19 protein-coding genes, 1 other RNA gene and 1 pseudogene are annotated in these 22,713 nt (G+C 65.1%); 14 read left to right on the forward strand and 7 right to left on the reverse strand.

Annotated features, from left to right (window positions below):
• The first annotated feature begins 197 nt into the window (after positions 1-197).
• From ACDH77_RS01100 to ACDH77_RS01115, 4 genes are all read left to right on the forward strand, one after another.
• Positions 198-842: an SCP2 domain-containing protein gene (locus ACDH77_RS01100; protein WP_014089017.1), complete on the forward strand. Its 645-nt coding sequence runs from the start codon at positions 198-200 to the stop codon at positions 840-842.
• Positions 839-2,512, forward strand: coding sequence for a ubiquinone biosynthesis regulatory protein kinase UbiB (gene ubiB / locus ACDH77_RS01105; protein WP_029818276.1), 1,674 nt, complete (start codon positions 839-841; stop codon positions 2,510-2,512). Before ACDH77_RS01100 ends, ubiB begins: the two co-directional genes overlap by 4 nt.
• A gap of 9 nt (positions 2,513-2,521) precedes the next feature.
• Positions 2,522-3,025, forward strand: coding sequence for a cupin domain-containing protein (locus ACDH77_RS01110; RefSeq protein WP_008572223.1), 504 nt, complete (start codon positions 2,522-2,524; stop codon positions 3,023-3,025).
• A gap of 260 nt (positions 3,026-3,285) precedes the next feature.
• Positions 3,286-4,038 carry a pseudouridine synthase gene (locus ACDH77_RS01115; RefSeq protein WP_031420679.1) on the forward strand — a complete coding sequence of 251 codons (753 nt, stop codon included), beginning with the start codon at positions 3,286-3,288 and terminating at the stop codon, positions 4,036-4,038.
• A gap of 176 nt (positions 4,039-4,214) precedes the next feature.
• Here the strand turns inward: ACDH77_RS01115 and ACDH77_RS01120 are convergent, their stop codons facing one another.
• Entirely contained in the window at positions 4,215-4,793 is a 579-nt protein-coding gene (locus tag ACDH77_RS01120) for a DUF2059 domain-containing protein (protein WP_031420680.1), read from the reverse strand.
• 55 nt (positions 4,794-4,848) lie between these two features.
• Between ACDH77_RS01120 and arfB the strand changes: the two genes are divergently transcribed.
• The 4 genes from arfB (at position 4,849) to dcp (ending at position 9,309) form a co-directional block, all read left to right on the forward strand.
• Entirely contained in the window at positions 4,849-5,280 is a 432-nt protein-coding gene (gene arfB, locus ACDH77_RS01125; protein ID WP_005912264.1) for an alternative ribosome rescue aminoacyl-tRNA hydrolase ArfB, read from the forward strand.
• Between the two features lie 2 nt (positions 5,281-5,282).
• Complete coding sequence (locus ACDH77_RS01130) at positions 5,283-5,912, forward strand: lysophosphatidylcholine acyltransferase (RefSeq protein ID WP_031420683.1); 630 nt, start codon at positions 5,283-5,285, stop codon at positions 5,910-5,912.
• Positions 5,913-6,000: 88 nt separating this feature from the next.
• Positions 6,001-7,017 (forward strand): isoaspartyl peptidase/L-asparaginase family protein, encoded by a 1,017-nt coding sequence (locus ACDH77_RS01135; RefSeq protein WP_031420685.1) that lies wholly within the window; start codon positions 6,001-6,003, stop codon positions 7,015-7,017.
• 108 nt (positions 7,018-7,125) lie between these two features.
• On the forward strand, positions 7,126-9,309 hold the full coding sequence (gene dcp / locus ACDH77_RS01140) for a peptidyl-dipeptidase Dcp (protein ID WP_031420687.1): 2,184 nt from the start codon (positions 7,126-7,128) through the stop codon (positions 9,307-9,309).
• Between the two features lie 395 nt (positions 9,310-9,704).
• Here the strand turns inward: dcp and ACDH77_RS01145 are convergent, their stop codons facing one another.
• Entirely contained in the window at positions 9,705-10,760 is a 1,056-nt protein-coding gene (locus tag ACDH77_RS01145; protein WP_218489009.1) for an MBL fold metallo-hydrolase, read from the reverse strand.
• On the opposite strand from ACDH77_RS01145, the gene ACDH77_RS01150 reads away from it, so the two are divergent.
• Both ACDH77_RS01150 and ACDH77_RS01155 read left to right on the forward strand, forming a co-directional pair.
• Entirely contained in the window at positions 10,759-10,980 is a 222-nt protein-coding gene (locus ACDH77_RS01150; protein ID WP_031420688.1) for a hypothetical protein, read from the forward strand. The genes ACDH77_RS01145 and ACDH77_RS01150 overlap by 2 nt on opposite strands.
• A gap of 9 nt (positions 10,981-10,989) precedes the next feature.
• Positions 10,990-11,622, forward strand: a complete 633-nt coding sequence (locus ACDH77_RS01155) for a TetR/AcrR family transcriptional regulator (protein ID WP_008572236.1) — start codon at positions 10,990-10,992, stop codon at positions 11,620-11,622.
• A gap of 20 nt (positions 11,623-11,642) precedes the next feature.
• Here ACDH77_RS01155 and ACDH77_RS01160 read toward each other — a convergent pair.
• The 5 genes and pseudogenes from ACDH77_RS01160 to ACDH77_RS01180 all read right to left on the reverse strand — a co-directional run bounded on the left by ACDH77_RS01160 (position 11,643) and on the right by ACDH77_RS01180 (position 15,644).
• Positions 11,643-11,719: non-coding RNA, sX9 sRNA (locus ACDH77_RS01160), on the reverse strand.
• A gap of 63 nt (positions 11,720-11,782) precedes the next feature.
• A complete protein-coding gene (locus ACDH77_RS01165; RefSeq protein WP_011345970.1) occupies positions 11,783-12,130 on the reverse strand; it encodes a VOC family protein in 348 nt (115 codons plus the stop codon).
• 68 nt (positions 12,131-12,198) lie between these two features.
• A pseudogene (locus ACDH77_RS01170) lies at positions 12,199-12,927 on the reverse strand (helix-turn-helix domain-containing protein).
• Positions 12,928-13,071: 144 nt separating this feature from the next.
• The gene (locus ACDH77_RS01175; protein ID WP_031420693.1) at positions 13,072-14,334 is read right to left on the reverse strand and encodes a cation:proton antiporter; all 1,263 of its coding nucleotides are present in this window, start codon (positions 14,332-14,334) and stop codon (positions 13,072-13,074) included.
• Between the two features lie 353 nt (positions 14,335-14,687).
• Positions 14,688-15,644: a LysR family transcriptional regulator gene (locus ACDH77_RS01180; RefSeq protein WP_008572246.1), complete on the reverse strand. Its 957-nt coding sequence runs from the start codon at positions 15,642-15,644 to the stop codon at positions 14,688-14,690.
• A 118-nt stretch (positions 15,645-15,762) separates the two neighbouring features.
• Between ACDH77_RS01180 and aceB the strand changes: the two genes are divergently transcribed.
• From aceB to ACDH77_RS01200, 4 genes are all read left to right on the forward strand, one after another.
• Positions 15,763-17,379 (forward strand): malate synthase A, encoded by a 1,617-nt coding sequence (gene aceB, locus ACDH77_RS01185; protein WP_008572247.1) that lies wholly within the window; start codon positions 15,763-15,765, stop codon positions 17,377-17,379.
• Positions 17,380-17,537: 158 nt separating this feature from the next.
• Positions 17,538-18,833, forward strand: a complete 1,296-nt coding sequence (gene aceA, locus ACDH77_RS01190; protein ID WP_008572248.1) for an isocitrate lyase — start codon at positions 17,538-17,540, stop codon at positions 18,831-18,833.
• Positions 18,834-19,132: 299 nt separating this feature from the next.
• The gene (locus tag ACDH77_RS01195) at positions 19,133-20,191 is read left to right on the forward strand and encodes a sensor domain-containing diguanylate cyclase (RefSeq protein WP_014089029.1); all 1,059 of its coding nucleotides are present in this window, start codon (positions 19,133-19,135) and stop codon (positions 20,189-20,191) included.
• 3 nt (positions 20,192-20,194) lie between these two features.
• Positions 20,195-22,708, forward strand: coding sequence for a putative peptide modification system cyclase (locus tag ACDH77_RS01200; protein ID WP_008572250.1), 2,514 nt, complete (start codon positions 20,195-20,197; stop codon positions 22,706-22,708).
• Positions 22,709-22,713 lie beyond the last annotated feature (5 nt).

Here is a 22,713-nt window from a genome sequence, read left to right on the forward strand (position 1 = left end):
TGGCGTATGCGCTGAAGGAAGTCGTGCTGCAGCCAACCATGGCGAACAACGCCGGCGTGCCCGATGCGCCTGACCATGCGCCGCGGTGCCCGGCAACCTGCCGTCGCAACGACCGCACGACCGCCGTACCGACAGCCGGCGCACGTGCCACACCGCCGTCGGGCAGCTGCGACATGCAGGGGCGGTAGAATGCGGGCATGCCCGGATCACTCTTCAATTCCCTCAAGCCGCTCGCCGGCCAGGCCCTGCAGGCAGCGCTCAACCGTGCGCTGGCGCTGGACCCGGATACCCGCGACGCCCTGCTGCCGCTGGAAGGCCAGCGCATCGCGCTGACCCTGGAGGCGCCCGCGCTGGCCCTGCAGATCCGCGTGCACGAGCGCCGGTTGCTGGTCGGCCCGGTCGATCAGGCACAGGAACCTGACCTGGCGGTGCGCAGCAGCCTGGCCGGCTTGCTCGGGCAACTGCCGCTGCTGGCCAACGCACGTCGCACCGGCGCGCCGGCCGGTCGGCTCAAGGTTTCCGGCGACGCCGAACTGGCGCGCCAGCTGCAGCAACTGGCCGGCCGCTTCGACCCGGATTGGCAGTTGCCGTTCGTTACGGTGTTCGGCGACATCCTGGGCGTGCAGATCGCCGGCGCGGTGCGCGCAGCGCTGCAGCAGGCACGTCGCAGTGCGGTGAATCTGGCGCAGAGCGCGGCCGAATTCGTCACCGAAGAATCGCGCGATGTGGTGCCACGCGCCGAGCTCGAGGCTTTCCATGACGACGTGGACGAGCTACGCGATGACGTCGAACGGCTGGCCGCGCGCGTGCGCCGCCTGCGTGCGAGCGGAGGCACAGCATGAAGGCGATCCTGCGGGCAAGCCGCATCGGCCGGGTGATCCTGCGCTATCGCCTGGATGCCTTGCTGGAAGGCACCCCGGCCGAGCGCTGGTTGCGTTTGGCCAAGCCCTTCGTGCCGCGTGCCAGCGCCGAAATCGCCGCGCAATCGCGCGGTGCGCGGCTGCGCCTGGCGCTACAGGAACTGGGGCCGATCTTCGTCAAGTTCGGGCAGATTCTGTCCACCCGGCGCGATCTGATTCCGGCCGACGTGGCCGAAGAACTCACCTTGCTGCAGGACCGGGTCAAGCCGTTCGATGGCCAGGCCGCGCGCCTGATCGTCGAAGCCGCACTCGGCCTGCCGGTCAGCGTGGCGTTTGCCAGCTTCGATACCGTGCCGCTGGCCTCGGCGTCGATCGCGCAGGTGCATGCGGCCACGTTGCCGCCCGATGCCAACGGCGTGCGCCGCGAAGTGGTGGTCAAGGTGCTGCGTCCGGACATCGAACGCCAGATCGATGCCGATATCGCGTTGCTGCACTCGCTGGCCACTTTGGTCGAGCGCACCCACCCGCGTGCCGACAAGATCCGTCCGCGCGAAGTGGTGGCCGAGATCGAAGGCACGCTGGCCGCCGAACTGGACCTGCAGCGCGAAGGCGCCAACGCCAGCGTATTGCGCCGGTTCTGGGAAGGCTCGGACGATCTGTACGTGCCGGAAGTGATCTGGTCGCACACCGCCGAGCGCGCGCTCACGCTGGAGCGCGTGTACGGCATTCCATCCGACGACATCGCCAAGCTCGATGCGGCGGGCATCGATCGCAAGGCGCTCGCGGCCAAGGGCGTGCGCGTGTTCTACACCCAGGTATTTCGCGACAACTTCTTCCATGCCGATGCGCACGCCGGCAACATCTGGGTCGATTCGGACCCGGAACGCCGGCTCAATCCGCGCTTCATTGCGCTGGATTTCGGCATCATGGGCCAGCTCTCGCAGGAAGATCAGTACTACCTGGCCGAGAACTTCATGGCGATCTTCCACAAGGATTACCGCCGCATGGCCGAGTTGCACGTGGAGGCCGGCTGGATGCCCAGCAACGTGCGCATCGACGAACTGGAAGCGGCCGCGCGCTCGGTATGCGAGCCGTATTTCACCCGGCCGTTGTCGGAGATTTCGCTGGCGCAGGTGCTGATCAAATTGTTCCGCGTGGCGCAGCGCTATGAGTTGACCCTGCAGCCGCAGCTGATCTTGCTGCAAAAAACGCTGCTCAATATCGAAGGCGTGGGCCGGCAGCTGGACCCCGAGCTGGATATCTGGGCGGTGGCGCGACCGGTGCTCGAACGCATCCTGCGCGAGCGTTACAGCCCGCGCCGCGTGCTGCGCGAACTGGGCAAGCGGTTGCCGGAGATCATGACCCATGCGCCGGACATGCCGCGCCTGGTGCACAGCTGGCTGAAGCAGCAGGTGGAAGGCCGCCATCAGATCGACATCCGCTCGCCCGAACTGCTCGCCCTGGACCTGAGCCTACGCAAGCTGCAGACCCGCGTGGTGACCGCCATCACCGGCAGCGGGTTACTGGTGGTCGCGGCCGTGCTCTATGGACTGCATCCGGATGGTTGGTACCTGGGTACGGTGCCGGTGTGGAGCTGGATCAGCGGCGGCGCCGGTTCGGCCGCGCTGCTGGTCGCCTGGTTGCGGCGATAGGGGACGACCATGCCCGACGCAACCGATACCTTGGACGCAAGCACACCCGTAGCGGCGATTGCGGCGCTGGATGCGCCACCGCGCACGCAAGAATCCAGCTATCCGCCGGTGTTCGCCGCGCAGATGGGCGGCCGCCAGAAGCGCGCACTGGGCGAGGTGTTCGGGCTGCGCAACTTCGGCGTCAACCTGACCACGCTGGCGCCGGGTGCACGTTCGGCGCTGCGGCACGGGCATTCGCAGCAGGACGAGTTCGTCTACATCGTCAGCGGCGCGCCCAGCCTGATCACCAACGCCGGCGAGCAGTTGCTGCAGCCGGGCATGTGCGTTGGCTTCCGCGCCGGCGATGGCGATGCGCATTGCCTGATCAATCGCAGCCAGGCGGTGGTGACGTACCTGGAAGTGGGCGACCGCAGTGCCGGCGATTGCGTGACCTATCCGGACGATGACCTGATGCTGGTCCCCGTGGCGGACGGGCAGCGCGCGTACCGGCACAAGGACGGCACGCCCTACTGAGCGCGCCGGTGGTGGTCCATCTGTTGGCGTTGCACGATGGCGCAATACACCGCGATACGCGCATCCGTCTGCTGCCCTGACGCTGGCGTGGTTGGGGCAAGTGAGACGTGAAGCAGCCACCCATGCGGCGGTCAGGCATCAGCTGCGTGAGGAGCGCGCAGCAGTTGCACCGTGCGAGCGGTCCAGGCCGCAGCCATTGCCGTGCGCGTGGCCTGGTGACAGAACAGTTGCGGTGTTCGCCGCTCGGCAGCGGCGATGCAGTGGCATGCGGTGTCGGCGATGCGGATAATCCGCCGGTGAGCATATCCCCCAAGCATCTGCAGATTCTCTACCAGGACGATGTCCTGGCCGTCGTCGACAAACCCGCCGGCCTGATGGTCCATGACAGCAAGCTGGCGCGTGGGGAGGACGACTTCCTGGCCGACCGTCTGCGCGAGCAGCTGGGCAAGCCGATCTTTCTGGTGCACCGGCTCGACCGCGCCACCAGCGGCTGCCTGCTGCTGGCCTTCGATCGCGACAGCGCCAGTGCGCTGGGCAAGGCCTTGATGGCGGGCGAGGTGGAGAAAGATTATCTCACCGTCTGTCGCGGCTGGCCGGCCGAGGAGCGCTTCATCGTCGACCATGACCTGGACGGCGGGCCGGGCAAGCCGGTCAAGAAGCCGGCCGTGACGCATTTCCAGCGTCTGGCCACCGGCGAGCTGGAGATTCCTTCCACCGGGTTCACCACCTCGCGCTACGCACTGCTGCGCTGTCAGCCGCAGACCGGCCGCTTCCGGCAGATTCGCCGGCATATGAAGCACCTGTCCCATCACATGATCGGCGACACCAGCCACGGCGACGGCCGCCACAACCGCAGTTTCCGCATGCTCGGCATCCACCGCATGTTGCTGCACGCCGAACGCCTGGGATTTCCGCATCCGGGCGGTGGCCGGCGCATCAGCATCACCGCGCCGCTGGATGCGGAGTTCACCAAGGCGTGTGCGTTGTTTGGTTGGGACGTGGCGCAGTTGTAGGTGGCGCCACCGCTGTCGCGCGGGAGCGCCCTGATCGTCCTACGGGGGAGGGGCGCCGCAGAGGCGGATGAGGGCGCGCGCTCAGCCCGCCTGGTCAACGCGCGTGCCACTCTCCGCTAACTCAAGGCCCCAGCAAAGCAAGCTCTGACGATTCCCCATTCCCCATTCCCCGCCTTTCAGGGCTTCTTGGCCGGCGCAGGTTCGTTGACGATCTTCTCCAGGTCCTTCTGCAGGTCGGCAAACAGCGGCAGCATCCTTTGCTGGATGGCGCCCATCAGGTTCTGGGTCAGGGCGGGGGTCTTGTCGAGCAGGCTCTGGCCGGCCGAGCTCTCGTAGAACTCGGCCATGGCCAGCACGTCCTCGCGCGAGAACGAGCGCTTGTAGATATCCACATACATCGGGCGCAGTTCCGACCACGACAGCGCCTTGCGCACGGTCTGGCGGGTGCGTTCCTGGATGCGTTGCAGCTGCGCCTGTTGGTCGGGGTCGAGCTGGCGCTGTGCGGTGAGCTGGGCGAATTGCTGCTGCTGCAGTGCTTCGATCTGCGGCAGCATCGTATCCAGCATGGTCTGCGCGCGCGAGGCGGCCAGCAGGCGGTTGATGTCGGCATCGCTGGGCGCCTGCGCCAATGCCGCCGGGGCAGCCACGGCCAGCAGGGCCGACAGCAGCAGCCGGCGTCCGAGGCGGCGCGTGGCAGTGAGCGAATGGGTAGGTGTCATCGGAGCATCCTGCAAACGGGGGACCGGCCGCAGCATACGGGAGCCGGCGTTCGCGCGCGCGTCCACGCCGCTGCCGATACAATCGGCGCACATGGCCAGCGACCCGATCCAGATCACCCCCAGCCTGACGATTCCGCCCAGCGAACTCGTCGAACGCTTCGTGCGTGCCAGCGGCGCCGGCGGGCAGAACGTCAACAAGGTCTCCACCGCGGTGGAGCTGCGTTTCGACGTGGCTGGGTCGCCGTCGCTGCCCGAGCCGCTGCGGGCGCGGCTGCTGTCGCGGCGCGACCGCCGCATGACGGCCGACGGCGTGCTGGTGATCGACGCGCAGCGCTTCCGCACCCAAGACCGCAACCGCGACGATGCGCGCGAGCGGCTGGTCGAAATCATCAGTGCGTGCCTGTCGGTGCCCAAGCGCCGGGTCGCCACCAAACCGAGTCATGGTGCCAAGCTGCGGCGGCTGGATGCCAAGCGGGAACGCAGCCAAATCAAGCGTGGACGCTCTGCGTCCCACTGGGAGTAAGCGTGAGTCAACCCGACCCGTCGTTGCCACCGGTAACACAGGCCAACATCCTGCTGCAGCCATCTCCGCCCCGGATGCCGCGTGCCCATGGCCGCTTCATCCGTTGGCTGGGCCGTACCGCCTTGCGCGTGACCGGCTGGCGCCTGCTCGGGCGGCTGCCCGACGAGCCCAAGCTGGTCATGATCGTGGCCCCGCATTCGTCCAACTGGGACGGCTTTTTGGGCTTTGCGGCCAAGTTCGCGCTGGGTTTTGAAGTGCGCGTGCTGGGCAAGGCGCAGCTGTTCTGGTGGCCGCTGGGCCCGCTGCTGCGCAAGCTCGGCGGCATTCCGCTGGACCGCAGCTCGCCACAGGGCACCATCGGCCAGGCGGTGCGGCTGATCCGTAACTCCGAGCAGATGTGGTACGTGATCACCCCCGAAGGCACGCGCAAGCGGGTGGAACAGTGGAAGGCCGGCTTCTGGAAGATCGCCTCCGATGCCAAGGTGCCGATCCTGCCGGTGTATTTTGACTACCCCAGCAAGACCGTTGGCATCGGCGAGCCGTTCTGGACCGGTAACGACATGGCCGCCGATATCGCCGCCATCCGCACCTGGTACCGGCCGTGGCGCGGCAAGCATCGCGATACGTTGTGAGTGGCGTGGCGCGCGGTTGAAGGATCGTCGGCGTTGGTTGGTGAACCGGTGCGCCTGTCGTCGAATATGCATTCCATCGAGGCACTTCATGATCGCTAGGTGCGCACGCGCGTTGTGTCTGTCGCTTTCTCTGCTGCTCATCGCCGGCCCGGCGCTCGCAGCCACGCCGATGCTGGTGATCCACGGTGGTGCGGGCGTGGAGAAATCCAGCCTTTCCAAGGACGAGCAGGCGCAGGCGCGCGAGGCGATGCAACGCGCACTGCGCGCCGGGCACGCGGTGTTGAACCGCGGTGGCAGTGCGGTGGATGCAGTGGCCGCCACCATCACCGTGCTGGAGGACGCGCCGCAGTTCAACGCCGGGCGCGGTGCGGTGTTCACCCACGACGGCAGGAACGAACTGGACGCGGCCATCATGGACGGCGCCAGCGGCAAGGCCGGCGCGATTGCCGGCGTGCACACGGTCAAGAACCCGATCCAGCTGGCACGCCGCGTCATGGACCACTCCAGGCACGTCATGCTGGTCGGCGACGGCGCCGAGCAATTCGCGCGCGAGCAGGGCGTCGCCCTGGTCGACCCGAGCTATTTCCGCACCGACAAGCGCTGGCAGCAGCTGCAGAAGGCGCTCAAGGCCGAGGCCGGCGATCGGCAGGCGCAGGCGCAGCTGGACCTGGAAACCGCCAAGCATTTCGGCACGGTCGGTGCGCTGGCGCTGGACCGCGACGGCCATCTGGCCGCTGGCACCTCCACCGGCGGCATGACCAACAAGCGCTACGGCCGCGTGGGCGATGCGCCGATCATCGGCGCCGGCACCTATGCCAACAGCCAATGCGCGGTGTCGGGCACCGGCTGGGGCGAGTTCTACATCCGCGCCGTGGCGGCCTACGACATCTGCGCGCGCATGAAATACGCCGGACAATCGCTGCAGCAGGCGGCCGAGACCGTGATCGACCAGCAGATCCCAAAGGCCGGCGGCGACGGCGGCGCCATCGCGCTGGATGCACAGGGCAACCTGGCGTTTCCCTTCAATACCGAGGGCATGTACCGCGGCTGGATCGGTGCCGACGGCACCCCGCATGTGGCGATTTTCAAGGACGAGACGCTGTAGCGCCGCCATCCCCAACCGCGTCCGTCGACCCAATCCAACGGCACATGCCAGCGGGCGCGAAACCCGCTAGCGTGGCCGGCTGCACTACCCACTCAGGAATCACACGCCATGTCGCGTACCGTCGTTCTGGCCGCTGCCATCACCTTGGCACTGGCTGCTTGTTCTGGAAAAGAGTCGTCCGGCCAGGAGTCCACCACCGTGCCCGAGAAAACCGCCCCGGCCCCGGCCGCGGATGCTGCATCCAACCCCTTGCTGACTGCCAGCACGCTGCCGTTCCAGGCGCCGCCGTTCGACAAGATCAAGGACGCCGATTACCTGCCGGCGTTCGAAGAAGGCATGCGCCAGCATCTGGCCGACATCCGCAAGATCGCCGATAACCCCCAAGCGCCCACCTTCGACAACACCATCGAAGCGATGGAGCGTGGTGGCGAAACGCTCACGCGCGTGTCGCGCATCTTCTTCGGGCTGGTGCAGGCCGATACCAGCGACGCACGCCAGAAAATCCAGGAAGAGATCGCGCCCAAGCTGGCCGCGCATCAGGACGAGATCAATCTGGACCCCAAACTCTTCGCACGCGTCAAAACCATTTACGACCAGCGCGACACGCTGAATCTGGACCCGGAGCAGAAGCGTCTGGTCGAGCGCGACTACGAAGAGCTGGTACGCGCCGGCGCGCAGCTGTCCGATGCCGACAAGGACAGCCTGCGCAAGCTCAACGTGGAAGAAACCACCCTCTCCACGCAGTTCCATACCCGCCTGGTCGCCGCCTCGGCCGCCGGCGCGGTGGTGGTGGACGACAAGGCCAAGCTCGATGGCCTGAGCGAAGGCGATATCGCCGCCGCGGCCGATGCCGCCAAGGCCCGCAAGCTCGATGGCAAGTATCTGCTCACCCTGCAGAACACTACCCAGCAGCCGGTGCTGGCCTCGCTGAAGGATCGCCAGCTGCGTGCCGAGGTGTTGAAGGCCTCTGAAACACGCGCAGAAAAGGGCGATGCCAACGACACCCGCCAGACCATCCAGCGCTTGGCGCAGCTGCGCGCGCAAAAGGCCAAGTTGCTCGGCTTCGACAACTACGCCGCCTACAGCCTGGGCGACCAGATGGCCAAGACGCCGGATGCTGCGCTCAAGCTGCTGACCGACACCGTGCCGGCCGCCACCGCCAAGGCGCGCCGCGAAGTGGCCGAGATGCAGAAGGTGATCGACGCGCAACGTGCTGATGCAAAGACCGGCGATTTCAAGCTCGCCGCGTCCGATTGGGACTTCTACGCCGAGCAGGTGCGCAAGGCCAAGTACGACCTGGACGAGGCGCAGATCAAGCCGTATTTCGAGCTGGACAACGTGCTGCAGAACGGCGTCTTCTACGCCGCCACTCAGCTGTATGGCATCACCTTCAAGCAACGCACCGACATCCCGACCTATCACGCGGATATGAAGGTGTATGAGGTGTTCGATGCCGACGGCACTTCCATGGCGCTGTTCTACACCGACTACTTCAAGCGCGACAGCAAGTCCGGTGGCGCGTGGATGGACGTGTTCGTCGAGCAGGACGGCCTTACCGGTGCCAAGCCGGTGGTCTACAACGTGTGCAACTTCACCAAGCCGGCCGCCGGCCAGCCGGCGTTGCTGAGCTTTGACGACGTCACCACCTTGTTCCATGAGTTCGGCCATGCGCTGCACGGCATGTTCTCCAAGGTGAAGTACCCCTCGATTGCCGGCACCAGCACCTCGCGCGACTTCGTGGAATTCCCCTCGCAGTTCAACGAGCACTGGGCCTCCGATCCGAAGGTCTTCGCCCACTACGCCAAGCACTACCAGACCGGCGCGCCGATGCCGGCCGAGCTGGTGGAAAAGATCAAGAAGGCCAAGACCTTCAACAGCGGCTACGCCACCACCGAATACCTGTCGGCAGCGCTGCTGGATCTGGCCTGGCACACCCAGCCGGCCGACGCGCCGCTGCAGGACGTGAGCAAGTTCGAAGCCGACGCCCTGAAGCGCTTCAAGGTGGATCTGTCCGAAGTGCCGCCGCGTTATCGCAGCAGCTACTTCGACCACATCTGGGGCGGCGGTTATTCGGCCGGGTACTACGCGTACTTCTGGTCGGAAGTGCTCGACGACGATGCGTTCGAATGGTTCAAGGAAAACGGCGGCCTGACCCGCAAGAACGGCGACACCTTCCGCGCCAAGATCCTCTCGCGCGGCAACACCGTCGATCTGGCCACGCTGTATCGCGATTTCCGCGGCAAGGACCCCAGCGTCAAGGCGCTGCTGGAAAACCGAGGATTGACCGAGTAAGCGTGTGCGTGCGTAGGCGATGTTTGCATGCGAAGGCATGCATGCCTGGCCAGTGCTGAGCAATCAAGACGGGATGGCCACGTGCCATCCCGTTTTTTGTTTGTGCGCATGTACGCGCTACATGACGGCATTGCCACTTTCAGGATCAGCATTCAGTTTTTAACGCACCGTGCGCGGGTACAAGCCACATCATGCCGGTCGTATCCGCATGCCTGCCGCTGCAGTGCGCGCCGCGCAGATCGAGACACGTGGCAGTGGTGCTCGCGATGTCGAAGAGACCGACCTTGCCGATCTTTGCGTCACGCTGTGCACGCGGTCACCAGGGCGTCGACAAGCATCACGCGCACCATGGCGTAGCCACACCCGCCACCCACGCCGGCCGCGCAGCCGGCCATTTACGGCGTTGCCACCACTCCATCCGACGCAGTGGCCGCAGCGTCCTGCCGCCACCAACGCACGCGGTTGCCGGGGGCATTCAAGTCCACACGCTCGCCCATGCACGGGGTGATCAGTGCGACACCAGCAGCGTCGGCCAGCGCCACGATCCGGTCCAGCGGCTCCTGCCACGCGTGCATGGCCAGATCGAAGGTGCCGTTGTGGATCGGCAGCAGGCTACGGCCGCCGACGTCGATGAACGCCTGCAAGGTCTGCTCCGGCTGCATATGCACGTGCGGCCACATGTGGTCGTAGGCGCCGTTTTCGATCAATGCGACATCGAACGGCCCGAGCTGCTCGCCGATGGTCTTGAAGTGCGGGCCATAGCCGCCGTCGCCGCTGAAGAACAAACGCAGGTCACCTGACTGGATCACCCAGGAACACCACAGCGTGCGTCCATTGTCGAACAGCCCGCGGCCGGAAAAATGTTGCGACGGGGTGGCGGTGAGCTGCAGGCCGGCAATGCTGATCGACTCCCACCAATCCAGCTGCCGCACCTTGGCCGGGTCCACGCCCCAGCGCACCAGCAGGTCGCCCACGCCCAACGGGGCCACAAACACGCCGACACGGTCGGCCAGCGCAGCGATGGTGGCGCGGTCGAGATGGTCGTAGTGGTCATGCGACAGGATCACCCCAGCCAGCGGCGGCAGCGCGTCCAGCGCAATCGGCGGGGCGTGGAAGCGCTTGGGTCCGGCGAACGGCACCGGCGAGGCGCGTTTGGAAAACACCGGGTCGGTCAGCCACAGCCCGCCCGCCAGCTTCATCAGCAGGGTGGAATGGCCCAGCCGGTACAGGCTGCGATCCGGTGCGGCCAGCAGTTGCGCGCGTGTCAGCGGCTGCACCGGCAAGGGCGCGGAGGGCACCGTGGTGCGGGGCTTGCCGAATACCATGGCCCACATCAGGCCGAGCTGCTCGCGCAGGGTCATGACGGTGGTCGGCAACGGCATCGCATTACGGAAGCGGCCAGCGCGAAACTGCGGCGAATCGACATACGGGGAAGGGCGTGGGGAAGCCATAGGAAGTCCGGGCAAGACGTGGGAGAACAGAAGGACGAGCGATCAGGCAACGGCGATGCAGCAAGCACTGGGTGGACCTGGCGTCAGGATCGGCATGGACGGGCGTACAGGCAGCTTCCTACAGACCAACGGCGGCGGGGTGACAACAACACAGCGCACCAGCACTGATTACACTACACAGTGTAGTTTTATTTTAGTGAAAGTAAACTACCCGGTGTAAAATCGCCCGATGTCGACCGCATCTTCCTCTCCGGCCACGCCCCAGCGCCTGACCGACCGCAAGCGCAACGCCATCGTCGAGGCCGCCATTGCCCAATTCCGGCAGCACGGCTTCGAAGCGACCAGCATGGACCGCGTGGCCGCCACCGCCGGCGTTTCCAAACGCACGGTCTACAACCACTTCCCCAGCAAGGACGCCTTGTTTGGCGAGATCTTGCGCGGACTGTGGCAACGCAGCGCCGAGGCGGTGAACCTGGCCTATCGGCCCGACCAACCGCTGCACCTGCAGTTGATCGCCCTGCTGCAACAGAAACTGCGGCTGTTGGACGACCCGGCGTTCATCGATCTGTCGCGCGTGGCCATCGCCGAAGGCATCCACTCGCCGGCGCGTGCGCGCGAATTGTTGTCGCAGCTGGGCAGCAAGGAAGAGGGCACCACCGCCTGGCTGCGTGCCGCACTGGCCGATGGCCGGCTGGCAGGCGTAGAGCCTGAATTCGCCGCGCAGCAGTTGCAGGCGCTGGTGAAGGGCTTTGCGTTCTGGCCGCAGATCACCATGGGCCAGCCGCCGCTGTCGCCGCAGCAACAGACGCAGGTGGCCGAATCGGCGGTGGCGATGTTCCTGGGGCTGTACGCGCGCAAATAAGCGCGGGCAGCCCGTTCATTTGCTAACAAGGCGTAGCGAGTAGTCGTCAGGTGAGCGCAGCCGGCGCACTCACAGGCGCAGCGGACGAGTGGGACGTGCCCCGATTTCGCGCACCGGCCGCGCCGCCTGGCGGCGCGCGTAGGCGTTTTGCCAGCTGCGCTTAGTCTTTTGACCACACTGCCAAGGGATAGCCGTGCGGGTCGGCAAAGTGAAAACGGCGCCCGCCCGGGAACGCGAACACCGGTTGGGTGATGCGTCCACCTGCCGCTTCGATACGCGCCTGGCTGCGCGCCAGATCATCGGAGGCGAGCACCACCAGCGCGCCACCCGGCTGCGGCGTGCCATGGAAGAAACCGCCGCTCAGGCGGCCGTCGCGGAATTCGCAGTAGTCAGGGCCGTAGTCCTGAAATGTCCAGCCGAAGGCCTGCCCGTAAAAGGCTTTGGCGACGGCGATCGAGTCGACGGCAAATTCCAGATAATCGATGCGGTGCTGCGTGGTGTCGGTCATGGCGTGCTCCTGAGCGAGCGCACAGCATGCAGATGGCGCACGCCGGTGGCTTGGCGAAAACGGCCAACTCAGCGTGCATGCTGCTGCACCAGGGCGCGCGGACTCAGCCCGGTGAGTTGACGTGCATCGCGCACCAGATGCGGCGCATCGCCGTAGCCGGCATGCAGCGCGGCCTCGGTCAAGTTGCGGTGCCGTCGCACGATCCGCAGGAAGCGCTGCAGGCGCAGAACGCGCTCCAGCGTCTTGCTGCCGTAGCCGAACGCGTCCTGACAGCGGCGGCGCAGCGAGCGCTCGCTGATTCCCAACGCGTCGGTCAACGCGCTTAGCCGGGTCGGCGCGCCGACGGTCAGTTGTTCGAACAGCCAAGCCATCTGCGGATCGCGCGCTGCGGCGTGCTGTTGGCACAGTGCCTGCAAGGTCTGTAACGGGTCGGCGCCGTCTTCCAGGCGATGCTGCCATGTGCGGCCCCGCTCGCCCCACAGCGTTTCCAGCGCAACGCGTTGGTCGGCAATGGCGTGTAACGGCAGCTGCAGCAGACCGGCTGCCACGCCCGCTGCCAGGCGGACACCGGTCAACGTCGTGCCTGCCGCCACCGATGCGGGATTGGCAATGCGATCCGGCCCGGCAACGAATACTTCGCTGCCGTTCCAGATCAGATCGACGCTGCCATCGGGCAACACCAGCACCGGTTGCGGCGCGCAATCGCCCTGGCGAAATTGTCAGCTGCACTGCAGCTGCGCGCGTAACGCAGGCGGTGCCGCGCTTTCGGCATAACACGGCTCAGCTGGGTCGGACATGACGGCACTCTGCGTGGGAGCGGATGCGGGCGCGTGCAGTGCCGCAACGTGGAGCGCGCCATGATTCAATGCCGTGCGCTGCACGGCAGCCCAGTTGCATGCACGGTATCGGGCCTGACGCGGCACCGCAGCACCATCGCGCCCTCATCCGTGAGGTGAATTGCTTGCGGCCAGCGCATCGGCTGCTGCGTGCCGTTTGCGCTGGAACCAGGCCACCATCGGCGAGGCCATGACCGTGGTCACCAGCGTCATGCCGAACAACAGCGTAAACAGATCCGGCCCGATCACGCCGCTATCCAGGCCGATCTTGATCACCACCAACTCCATCAGCCCGCGTGCGTTCATCAGCGAGCCCACGGTAAGACTGTCGCGCCAGTGATGGCCGCTCAGGCGCGCACCCAGCGTGCAGCCGAGCAACTTGCCGCCCACCGCCACCCCGATCACCAGCACAAGTCCGCTCAGGCCGGCGCCGGCGAATGCACCAGGGCTGGTGGCTTGACCGGCAACCGCAAACAGCACCGGCATCAGCAGGGTGATGGCCAGCGGCTCGATACGCCCGGCCAGATGTTCCAGCAGGCGGTCATCGCGCGGCAGGCAAATGCCGAACAGGAAGGCGCCAAAGATCGCATGCAGCCCGATCCACTCCGCCAGCGCGGCGCACGCCAGCAGACCGATCAAGACCCATACCAGCGCGCTCGGTGCATACCGGCCGTCATGCGCATGTGGCCGCAGCACGCGCGCATAGGCAGGCCTGAGCACACCGAACACGGCGGCGATCAAGACCAACGCACCGATGGCCGTGAACGCCACGCCGCCATGCGCGTTGTTGCCGGTCAGGGTCAGCACGATCGCCAGGAAGATCCATACCGTGGCGTCGTCGATCACGGCCGCGCCCAGCGCCAGGCGGCCGGCGGGCGTCCGCGTCATGTTGCGGTCCTTGAGGATGCGCGCCAGCACCGGAAATGCCGTTACCGACATCGCCGCGGCAATGAACAGCGCGAATGGCCAGAAGCTGACGCCTTGCGGTGCGAAGCGCGGGAACAGCCACGGCGCGGCAGCCAGTCCGAGCAGCAGCGGCAACACGATGCCGGACACGCCCACCAGGATCGAGGCGCGCACTTGCGCCTTGGTGCCTTCCGGCGCACGCAATTCGACACCGACCACGAACATGAAAAGCACCACGCCCATCGTGGCCAGGCCGGACAGCGGCGGCAGGCTTCTGGCGGCGAACAACGCCATGTGCAGGTCGGGCAGCCAGGCACCGAATGCGATCGGACCGAGCAACAACCCGGCCGCCATTTCGCCGATGACCGGCGGCTGCCCAATGCGTTGCAACAACGCACCGCACAGGCGCGCAGCGCCCAGGATCACTGCCAACTGCACCAGCAACAACGTGGTCGGATTCATCGCGTGAGCATTCCAGTGGTTGAGTCGGCTCAGCCGCGCGTCCTGCAGGGCATCGGCAAGTTCCCCCCCAACCGACGACACGGCGATGCGCGGCATGCCGGCGCTTAGTGTATGCATGGCGACGCGCTGCGATCAGGTTGGTGATCAACGCGCGCAGGCAATGCGTCCTGACGTAAGGGATAGATGGTCGAATGCAGGTCACGCATCTTGTCGCGTTCGCTCGCATTGCTGCAGGGCACACACGTTTGGCGCGCTTGATCCAGCATCTTCCGGCGGATGTGCGTGATGGATGGCGCGACGCGTGCTCGCATGGCCGCGATGCCAGACGATGACGCCGGGCCATCGCGAACGACTCAACGCTCCGAATCGCCGCTCTCGTCATAGCCACGCGGCGTGAACAGATCCGGCTGAATCAGCTCGATAAACGCGCGTGCTTGCGGCGACAGATACTTGCCCTTGCGCACCACCACGCCGTAGCTGCGGGTCGGGAAAAAATCCTTCAGCGAGCGCGTGGCCAGCTTGTCGCGGTCGGCATCGGTGAGGCAGATCGCGGTGACGATGGAAATACCCATGCCCATCGCCACGTATTGCTTGATCACCTCCCAGCCGCCCACCTCCAGTGCCACGGTGTAGGGCACGCGCGCCTGCTGAAAGACCAGATCGACCAGGCGGTAGGTCACCTGCCGGCGCGGCGGCAGGATCAATGGATATGGCGACAGATCCTGCAGCGAGACCTCGGCCTTGCCGGCCAATGGATGATCGGGCGGGGTGATCAGCAATTGCTCGAAACGGTAGACCGGCGCGTAGTTGAGGTCGGCCGGCACATCCAGCATCGAGCCAACCGCCAGATCCACTTCATCTTCGCGCAGCAGGTCGGTGCCATCGGCGCTGATGGCGTTGTGCAGGGTCAGCCGCACGTCCGGGTGGCGCGCGCGGAAGTTGGCCACGATGCGCGGCAGCAGGTACAGGATGGTGGAACTGTTGGCGGCGATATTGAGCTCGCCGGCATCCAGCCCGCGCACCTTTTCGCGAAAGCTCGCTTCCAGCCCATCCAGGCTTTCCACCAGCGGTTGCGCCATGTCGTACAGCAACTGGCCTTCGCGGCTGGGTGCCATGCGTCGACCGGAGCGTTCGAACAACGGCACGCCCAGATCACGCTCCAGTGCCTGCAGCTGCAGGGTCACGGCCGGCTGGCTGACATAGAGCGCCTCAGCGGCCCGTGAGACAGAGCCCAGCCGCACTGTCTGGCAGAATGCGCGCAGCGGCTTGAGGCGATCAGATTTGTAGGAAAATCGCGGGGTTGGCGCCATGAGCGTGCGTTGCGCTGGTCTAATATAAGTCGAGCTTATTTACAGCATTGATAAAACTGCTTTGTCAAATAATTGTATCGGGCGCACGGTGCAGGTCCGGATGCACAAGGACCCCCACATGGCTGCCACCGCGTTTGCTCCCCGTCCCACCGACCACGCCACGCCCGGCATTGCGCTGACCACCCAGATCGCCGGCCAGGCAGAGCTGCTGCCGGCCGCCGCGCTGGCCCTGCTGGTTTCGCTGCACCGGGCGATCGAGCCCGGCCGCCAGCAGCGTCTGGCCCAGCGGCGCCAGCGCCAGGCCGCTTTCGATGCCGGTCAGCTGCCAGACTTCCGTACCGATACCCAGGCCATCCGCGCCGGCGATTGGCGCGTGGCTCCCCTGCCGGCGGCACTGCAGGACCGCCGTGTCGAAATCACCGGCCCGACCGACCCGAAGATGGTCATCAATGCGCTGAACTCCGGCGCCAAGGTGTTCATGGCCGACTTCGAAGATTCCACCGCGCCGACCTGGCGCAACCTGCTGGCCGGCCAGCGCACCCTGGCCGCGGCGGTGCGCGGTGACCTCAGCTTCGATGCGCCCAACGGCAAGCACTACGCCCTGCGCCCGGAGGCCGAACGTGCAGTGCTGATCGTGCGCCCGCGCGGCTGGCACCTGGACGAAAAGCACGTGTTGATCGACGGCCAGCCGCTGGCCGGCGGCCTGTTCGATGCGGCGCTGTTTGCCTTCCACAATGGCCGTGCGTTGCTGGCCAAGGACCGCGGCCCGTACCTGTACCTGCCCAAGCTGCAGAGCATGGAAGAAGCCGCACTGTGGGACACCGCGCTGGCGCATATCGAAGCGATGCTGGGCCTGCCGCATGGGCAGATCAAGGTCACCGTGCTGATCGAAACGCTGCCGGCGGTGTTCGAGATGGACGAAATTCTCCATGCGCTGCGCGAGCGCATCGTGGGCCTGAACTGCGGGCGTTGGGACTATATCTTTTCCTACCTGAAAACCTTTCGGGCGCACCGCGACCGCGTGCTGCCCGAACGCGGCCAGGTCACCATGACCCAGCCATTTTTGAAGGCCTATTCGGAGCTGCTGATCAAGACCTGCCACCGCCGCGGTGCGCATGCGATGGGCGGCATGGCCGCGCAGATTCCGATCAATCACGATGAAGCCGCCAACGAACAGGCCATGGCCCGCGTGCGTGCCGACAAGTTGCGCGAAGTGACCGCCGGCCACGATGGCACCTGGGTGGCGCATCCGGCGCTGATTCCGGTGGCGATGAAACTGTTCGACGAACACATGCCCACCGCGCATCAGCAGCATGTAGTGCGCAATGACGTGCAGGTGACGCGCGACATGTTGATCGCGCCCTCGCCGGGCAATGTCACCCGCGCCGGGTTCGAAGGCAATGTCGAAGTGTGCGTGCGCTACCTGGCGGCCTGGCTGGACGGCAATGGCTGCGTGCCGATCCACCACCTGATGGAAGACGCCGCCACGGCCGAAATCAGCCGCGCGCAGCTGTGGCAGTGGTTGCATCACGGCCAGCACCTGGATGATGGCACCGCCATCGATCAACACCTGCTGCAGGCCACCTTGCGCGCACTGCCTGCACGGTTGGGAACCGCCACCGCGCTGCCCGGCGCTGCACGGATCGATGAAGCGATTGCCTTGCTCGAAGAGTTGAGCCGCGCCGACGAACTGGCGGACTTCCTTACCGTACCGGCGTACCGCCTGATCGATTGATTTCACCCTGCGGCGACGCCTGCCACCGGCGTCGCGCAGTTTCCACTTCAACGCATTCCAACGCCCGTTGCGCACACGCGCGCAACGACGGCCTTGCCATGCCGCATGCCCACCATTCTTCCTCGTTCCATCCGTCGTACCTCTCAGGAGAACGCAAGATGAGCACTACACTGCAAAGCGCCGAACAACTGCAGCAGGACTGGGCCAACAACCCGCGCTGGAGCGGCATCACCCGCAATTACAGCGCTGCCGATGTGGTGCGCCTGCGCGGCACCGTGCATGTCGAGCATTCGCTGGCGCGGTTGGGCGCGGAAAAATTGTGGGCCTCATTGCATGCCACGCCGTTCGTCAATGCGCTGGGCGCATTGACCGGCAACCAGGCCATGCAGCAGGTCAAGGCCGGCTTGAAGGCGATTTACCTGAGCGGCTGGCAGGTTGCCGCCGACGCCAATCTGGCCGGGCAGATGTATCCGGACCAATCGCTGTACCCGGCCGATTCGGTGCCGGCGGTGGTCAAGCGCATCAACAACACCTTGCTGCGCGCCGACCAGTTGCATCACGCCGAAGGCAACGATGCCATCGACTTCCTGCAGCCGATCGTGGCCGACGCCGAAGCCGGCTTCGGTGGCGTGCTCAACGCCTTCGAACTGATGAAGGCGATGATCGAAGCCGGCGCGGCTGGCGTGCATTTCGAAGACCAACTGGCCTCGGTCAAGAAGTGCGGCCACATGGGCGGCAAGGTGCTGGTACCCACGCGTGAGGCGATCGAAAAATTGAATGCCGCGCGCCTGGCTGCCGACGTGCTGGGCGTGCCGACGGTGCTGATCGCACGCACCGACGCCGAAGCCGCCGACCTGATCACCAGCGACGTGGATGCCAACGACCAACCGTTCACCACCGGGCAGCGCACGGTCGAAGGCTTCTTTAAGACCCGCAATGGCCTGGACCAGGCGATCAGCCGCGGCTTGGCCTATGCCCCGTACGCCGACCTGATCTGGTGCGAAACCGGCAAGCCGGACCTGGAATTTGCGCGTGCGTTTGCGCAGGCCATCCATGCCAGGTTCCCCGGCAAATTGCTGGCCTACAACTGCTCGCCGAGTTTCAATTGGAAGAAGAATCTGGACGATGCCACCATCGCCAAATTCCAGACCGAACTGGCGAGCTATGGCTACAAGTTCCAGTTCATCACCCTGGCTGGCTTCCACGCCTTGAACTACGGCATGTTCCATCTGGCGCACGGCTATGCGCGCCGGCAGATGAGTGCGTTCGTCGAATTGCAGCAGGCCGAGTTCGAGGCGGCGGAGAGGGGATTTACCGCAGTCAAGCACCAGCGCGAAGTAGGCACCGGCTATTTCGATGCAGTGACGCAGGCGATCCAGCAGGGGCAATCGTCCACCACCGCCTTGCGTGGCTCCACCGAAGAAGCGCAATTCCATAGCGACAAGGCGGCCTGATGGCTGGCGGCACCGCAACGGCAGCGGCTGTACATGAGGCAATGCAGCGCAGCGACACCTGGCGCTGAGTTGATGCAGCTGTTGCTACAGCAATAGCCGACCAAGGCAGATTCAACCGGCGCCACATTGCGCCACCCTGGGAGGGGGAAGGGCTCGGAGAACCGAGCCCTTTTTTTACGTCCGATACCCGTCAATTCGTCTCTTTCTTGGTGAGAAATAGTGTGATCTGGTGCTGAACAAGGGGGTCCTGTAGGATTTGTCCATGGGCTAATGGTGCAGGCTGGCCTAAGGGAAAACCGATGACGTGCCACAACACCGCAGGCGCACTCGAGCCGACAGGGAACGTTGCCAAAACGGTCCCCGATGGGCTGCATGCGCTGATGACTGCCGAGGAACTGGCGTTTTTCGCCCGTTTCGGCCGTTCGCGTGAGGTGTCCGCGGGCCAGTCGCTGTTCGAGCGCGGTGCGGTGGGCACGCAGATGTACATCGTTGTCAGCGGCCAGATCGACCTGGATTTCGGCGAGGACCTGATGCTCAAGCATCTGGGCCCGGGAGAATTCTTCGGCGAGCTCGGCCTGCTGATCGGCGATCACGCGCGCAGCGCCGGCGCCAGCGCCTCCACCGACAGCCGTCTGATCGAGCTGGCACACGAGGATTTCCAGCGTCTGGTCGACCAGGACCCCTCGATGGTGGCGCACTTCCTGCGCCGCTCCATCGTGCGGGTGGTCAACAACGAACAATTGCTGATCCGCCAGCTGCGCCGCCGCAACCACGATCTGGAAGCGGCGCTGGACAACCTCTACGTCACCTCGCACCAGCTCAACCACACCGAAGAACTGAGCCGGACCGACGAGCTCACCGGCCTGCACAACCGGCGCGGGCTGGCGTTGCACCTGCAGGAATGCCGGCGGGCCGGCCACGTGCCGGGTGTGGGCCTGATCCTGATCGACTGCGACCGTTTCAAGCGCATCAACGACGAGTTCGGTCACCTGGCAGGCGACCGCGTGCTGCAGAACGTGGCCCATGCCCTGCGTTCGGTGATCGCCGAAGGCGACCTGGCCTGCCGTCTCGGCGGCGATGAATTCTGCGTGCTCGTCGCGCAAGGCACCAGCGAGCTGGTGCACCACATCGGCGAATGCATCGTGCGCGCGGTGGAAGCGCGGCTGTGCAACGGCCAGGGCGAACAAGGCTGCTCGGTCAGCGTAGGCTCGTGCATGATCGACGCGGACGCGGCCTGGAACGACTGGTACACGCTCGCCGACAGCGCCTTGTACGAGGCCAAGCGGCAGGGCGGCAATGTGCTGTGCATGCAGGAGACGCTGGCCCTGGATCAACCGCCTGCCACCGGTCACCGCTGAGCGATGAGCAGCCGTACCCACGCACGCAAGGACGCGTCGTCGGAAGCGATCCAGGCGCCGCGGCTGCGCACCTTGCTGTTGACCGATCTCTGCGATTCGACCGCGCTGGTCGAACGTATCGGCGATAACGCCGCAGCCGCCTTGTTCCGCGAGCACGACCGCCTGGTGGTCAAGCTGCAGCAGCACTGGCGCGGCCGCCTGATCGATCGTTCCGACGGGCTGCTGCTGCTGTTCGACCGCCCCATCGATGGCCTGGGTTTCGCGCTGGATTACGCGCGCGGGCTCAAGACGATGGGCGATGCGCATGCGCTCACGCTCTGCGCACGCCAGGGCCTGCATGTGGGCGAAGTGCTGACCTGGCGCAATAGCGACGAAGCGATCAGCATCGGCGCCAAGCCGCTGGAAGTCGAAGGGCTGGCCAAGCCCACCGCCGCACGCCTGATGTCGATGGCACGGCCGGGGCAGATCTTGCTCTCGGCCGTGGCCGAGTCGTTGACCCATCGCGCCGCACGCGAACTCGGAAACCGGGCCGACCGGTTATTGTGGAAATCGCACGGGCGCTGGCGCTTCAAAGGCATGCCCACCGCGATGGAGATCTACGAAGTCGGCGAAGTCGGCCTGACTCCCCTGCGCATGCCGAAGAATTCGGCAAAAGCCTGGCGCGATGTGCCGCTGTGGCGCAGGCCGGCCGCGTTGGTGGCTGAGGTGGGGGTGGTGCTGGGGATTGGTTTCGCAATCTGGCTCTTTGCACGGCCGCAACCAGCGCTCGCGTTTGCAGAACGCGACTGGGTGGTTGTCGGGACGGTCCGCAACCTCACCAATGACGTGATGCTGGACGGAGCACTCGATCAGGCATTTCGGATCAGCCTGGAGCAGTCGCGATACGTCAACGTTCTCAGTGAAGACAGAACACTGAAACTGTTAGCACTGATGCGCAAAGATCCCACCAAAGATCCGCTGGACCGCAAGAACGCGTCGGATGTCGCATTACGCACCGGTGCGAGAGCGGTGTTACTTCCTTCCGTGGGTTACGTTGGGGGGCGCACACGTTTCGTCGTGGAAGTGGTCGACCCGAAAACTCAGCAGACTGTTGCTGTAAGTACCGCATTCGGCTCAAATCCGTCGATTCTTTCTGCTGTTGATACAGTGACGGGCGAACTGAGGACGCAGCTCGGCGAAAACCGTGACAGTATTCGACAAAACAGTCCTGCCTTGCCGGATGTCACCACATCTAGTCTCGATGCGTTGCGCGCTTATGCATTGGGACAACAACGATACTCGGAAGGGAAATACGGTGCTGCTTTGGATTTCTTCCAGAAAGCAGTCGATATCGATCCGCACTTTGCGCTGGCCTGGCTTGGTCAAGTGCGCGCCCATTTTGCCAATGTCGATTACAAGAAGGCGACCGAAACGCTTAGGGTTGCTGAGCAATTCAAGTCCAGGCTCCCCCCGCGCGAGGCGCTTTACGTAAAAAGCTGGGGCGTGCAGATTCTCGATCCAGCGCAGGCGGCCGATTCCTGGATACAGATGGCGGAGTTGTATCCCGACTATGCACCTGCCCAAGCGAACGCAGCGATGGACTTGTTCGTCGCTAATCGGTTCGCTGACGCTCTGCCGTACGCGCGTGCTTCGGCGCAGGGGAAGTACGATCTTTCCAGCGTATCGCTCGATATGTATGGGCGTATCTTGCTGGCTCTTGGTCAATACGACCAAGCCGATCAGGCAGTGAGAAAGGCGGTCGGATCAGGATGGAATGGCGCGCTGCTGCGTCAGGCTGCTGTCGCGGCTGCGAAGCGTGACTACTCGGGCGCACGCGATGCGCTTGCTCGAGTCGACAAGACGAATTTCCATGCCGATATCACGCGAACCACTATCGCTCTTGATGAAGGGGATCTGCACGCGGCGGTCGCGCATGCCCAAGTCGGACTGAGCGCAGGATTGAACAGGAGAGGAACTGATCGGATCAACTATTACGTCCCGCTAGCAACTGCGTTGCTTGCCTCCGGGCAGCGACCAAAAGCCGCGGAGGTCGCCGAAGAGGGGGCAAGGTTGGCATTGCGGGATTTAGGCGCAGATGTCCCAATCGATAGGATCGACAACCTGTCCACCGCATTGGCTGCCGCGCTCATCATGGCCCGCGCCGGCGATACCCAAGGTGCCGCTAGGGTCCGGCAGCAGGTCAAGGTGGCGCCACTGGCCTACGCCAACCGCTTGGTGGTGGAACTGGGTGCGGTTGTCGATGCGGAAATTCTATTAGCCGAGCAGCGGCCAGACGATGCATTCCGCATGCTCAGTCCCTATCTGGATTCGATGTCGCGATTTCAGACAAGGGCAACGGCAATGCGCGCTGCCCAACTTGGACAGCGTAACGCAGATGCGCGGATTCAACACGACTGGATCCGCCAGCATCGAGGTTTGGCTTACGCGGAGATCGAATGCGGATACTGTCTGCAGCCGCTCAATCTGGTGGATCTGAGAACAGCAGAAGATTCGTGGATAGCAGAGACGCAGGGGTAAACCTG

Source organism: Xanthomonas axonopodis pv. maculifoliigardeniae (assembly GCF_041519315.1).
Taxonomy (GTDB): Bacteria; Pseudomonadota; Gammaproteobacteria; order Xanthomonadales; family Xanthomonadaceae; genus Xanthomonas; species Xanthomonas euvesicatoria.

Excerpts from the sequence above, each read along its gene's own strand:
- ACDH77_RS01155 (WP_008572236.1), top strand. The coding sequence starts at position 10,990 with ATGTCGACCGCATCTTCCTCTCCGGCCACGCCCCAGCGCCTGACCGAC.
- ACDH77_RS01145 (WP_218489009.1), bottom strand. The coding sequence starts at position 10,760 with ATGGCTTCCCCACGCCCTTCCCCGTATGTCGATTCGCCGCAGTTTCGC.
- aceB (WP_008572247.1), top strand. The coding sequence starts at position 15,763 with ATGGCTGCCACCGCGTTTGCTCCCCGTCCCACCGACCACGCCACGCCC.
- arfB (WP_005912264.1), top strand. The coding sequence starts at position 4,849 with ATGGCCAGCGACCCGATCCAGATCACCCCCAGCCTGACGATTCCGCCC.
- ACDH77_RS01135 (WP_031420685.1), top strand. The coding sequence starts at position 6,001 with ATGATCGCTAGGTGCGCACGCGCGTTGTGTCTGTCGCTTTCTCTGCTG.
- ACDH77_RS01165 (WP_011345970.1), bottom strand. The coding sequence starts at position 12,130 with ATGACCGACACCACGCAGCACCGCATCGATTATCTGGAATTTGCCGTC.
- dcp (WP_031420687.1), top strand. The coding sequence starts at position 7,126 with ATGTCGCGTACCGTCGTTCTGGCCGCTGCCATCACCTTGGCACTGGCT.
- ACDH77_RS01180 (WP_008572246.1), bottom strand. The coding sequence starts at position 15,644 with ATGGCGCCAACCCCGCGATTTTCCTACAAATCTGATCGCCTCAAGCCG.
- ACDH77_RS01175 (WP_031420693.1), bottom strand. The coding sequence starts at position 14,334 with ATGAATCCGACCACGTTGTTGCTGGTGCAGTTGGCAGTGATCCTGGGC.
- ACDH77_RS01110 (WP_008572223.1), top strand. The coding sequence starts at position 2,522 with ATGCCCGACGCAACCGATACCTTGGACGCAAGCACACCCGTAGCGGCG.
- ACDH77_RS01200 (WP_008572250.1), top strand. The coding sequence starts at position 20,195 with ATGAGCAGCCGTACCCACGCACGCAAGGACGCGTCGTCGGAAGCGATC.
- ACDH77_RS01195 (WP_014089029.1), top strand. The coding sequence starts at position 19,133 with ATGACGTGCCACAACACCGCAGGCGCACTCGAGCCGACAGGGAACGTT.
- ACDH77_RS01120 (WP_031420680.1), bottom strand. The coding sequence starts at position 4,793 with ATGCTGCGGCCGGTCCCCCGTTTGCAGGATGCTCCGATGACACCTACC.
- ACDH77_RS01100 (WP_014089017.1), top strand. The coding sequence starts at position 198 with ATGCCCGGATCACTCTTCAATTCCCTCAAGCCGCTCGCCGGCCAGGCC.
- aceA (WP_008572248.1), top strand. The coding sequence starts at position 17,538 with ATGAGCACTACACTGCAAAGCGCCGAACAACTGCAGCAGGACTGGGCC.
- ubiB (WP_029818276.1), top strand. The coding sequence starts at position 839 with ATGAAGGCGATCCTGCGGGCAAGCCGCATCGGCCGGGTGATCCTGCGC.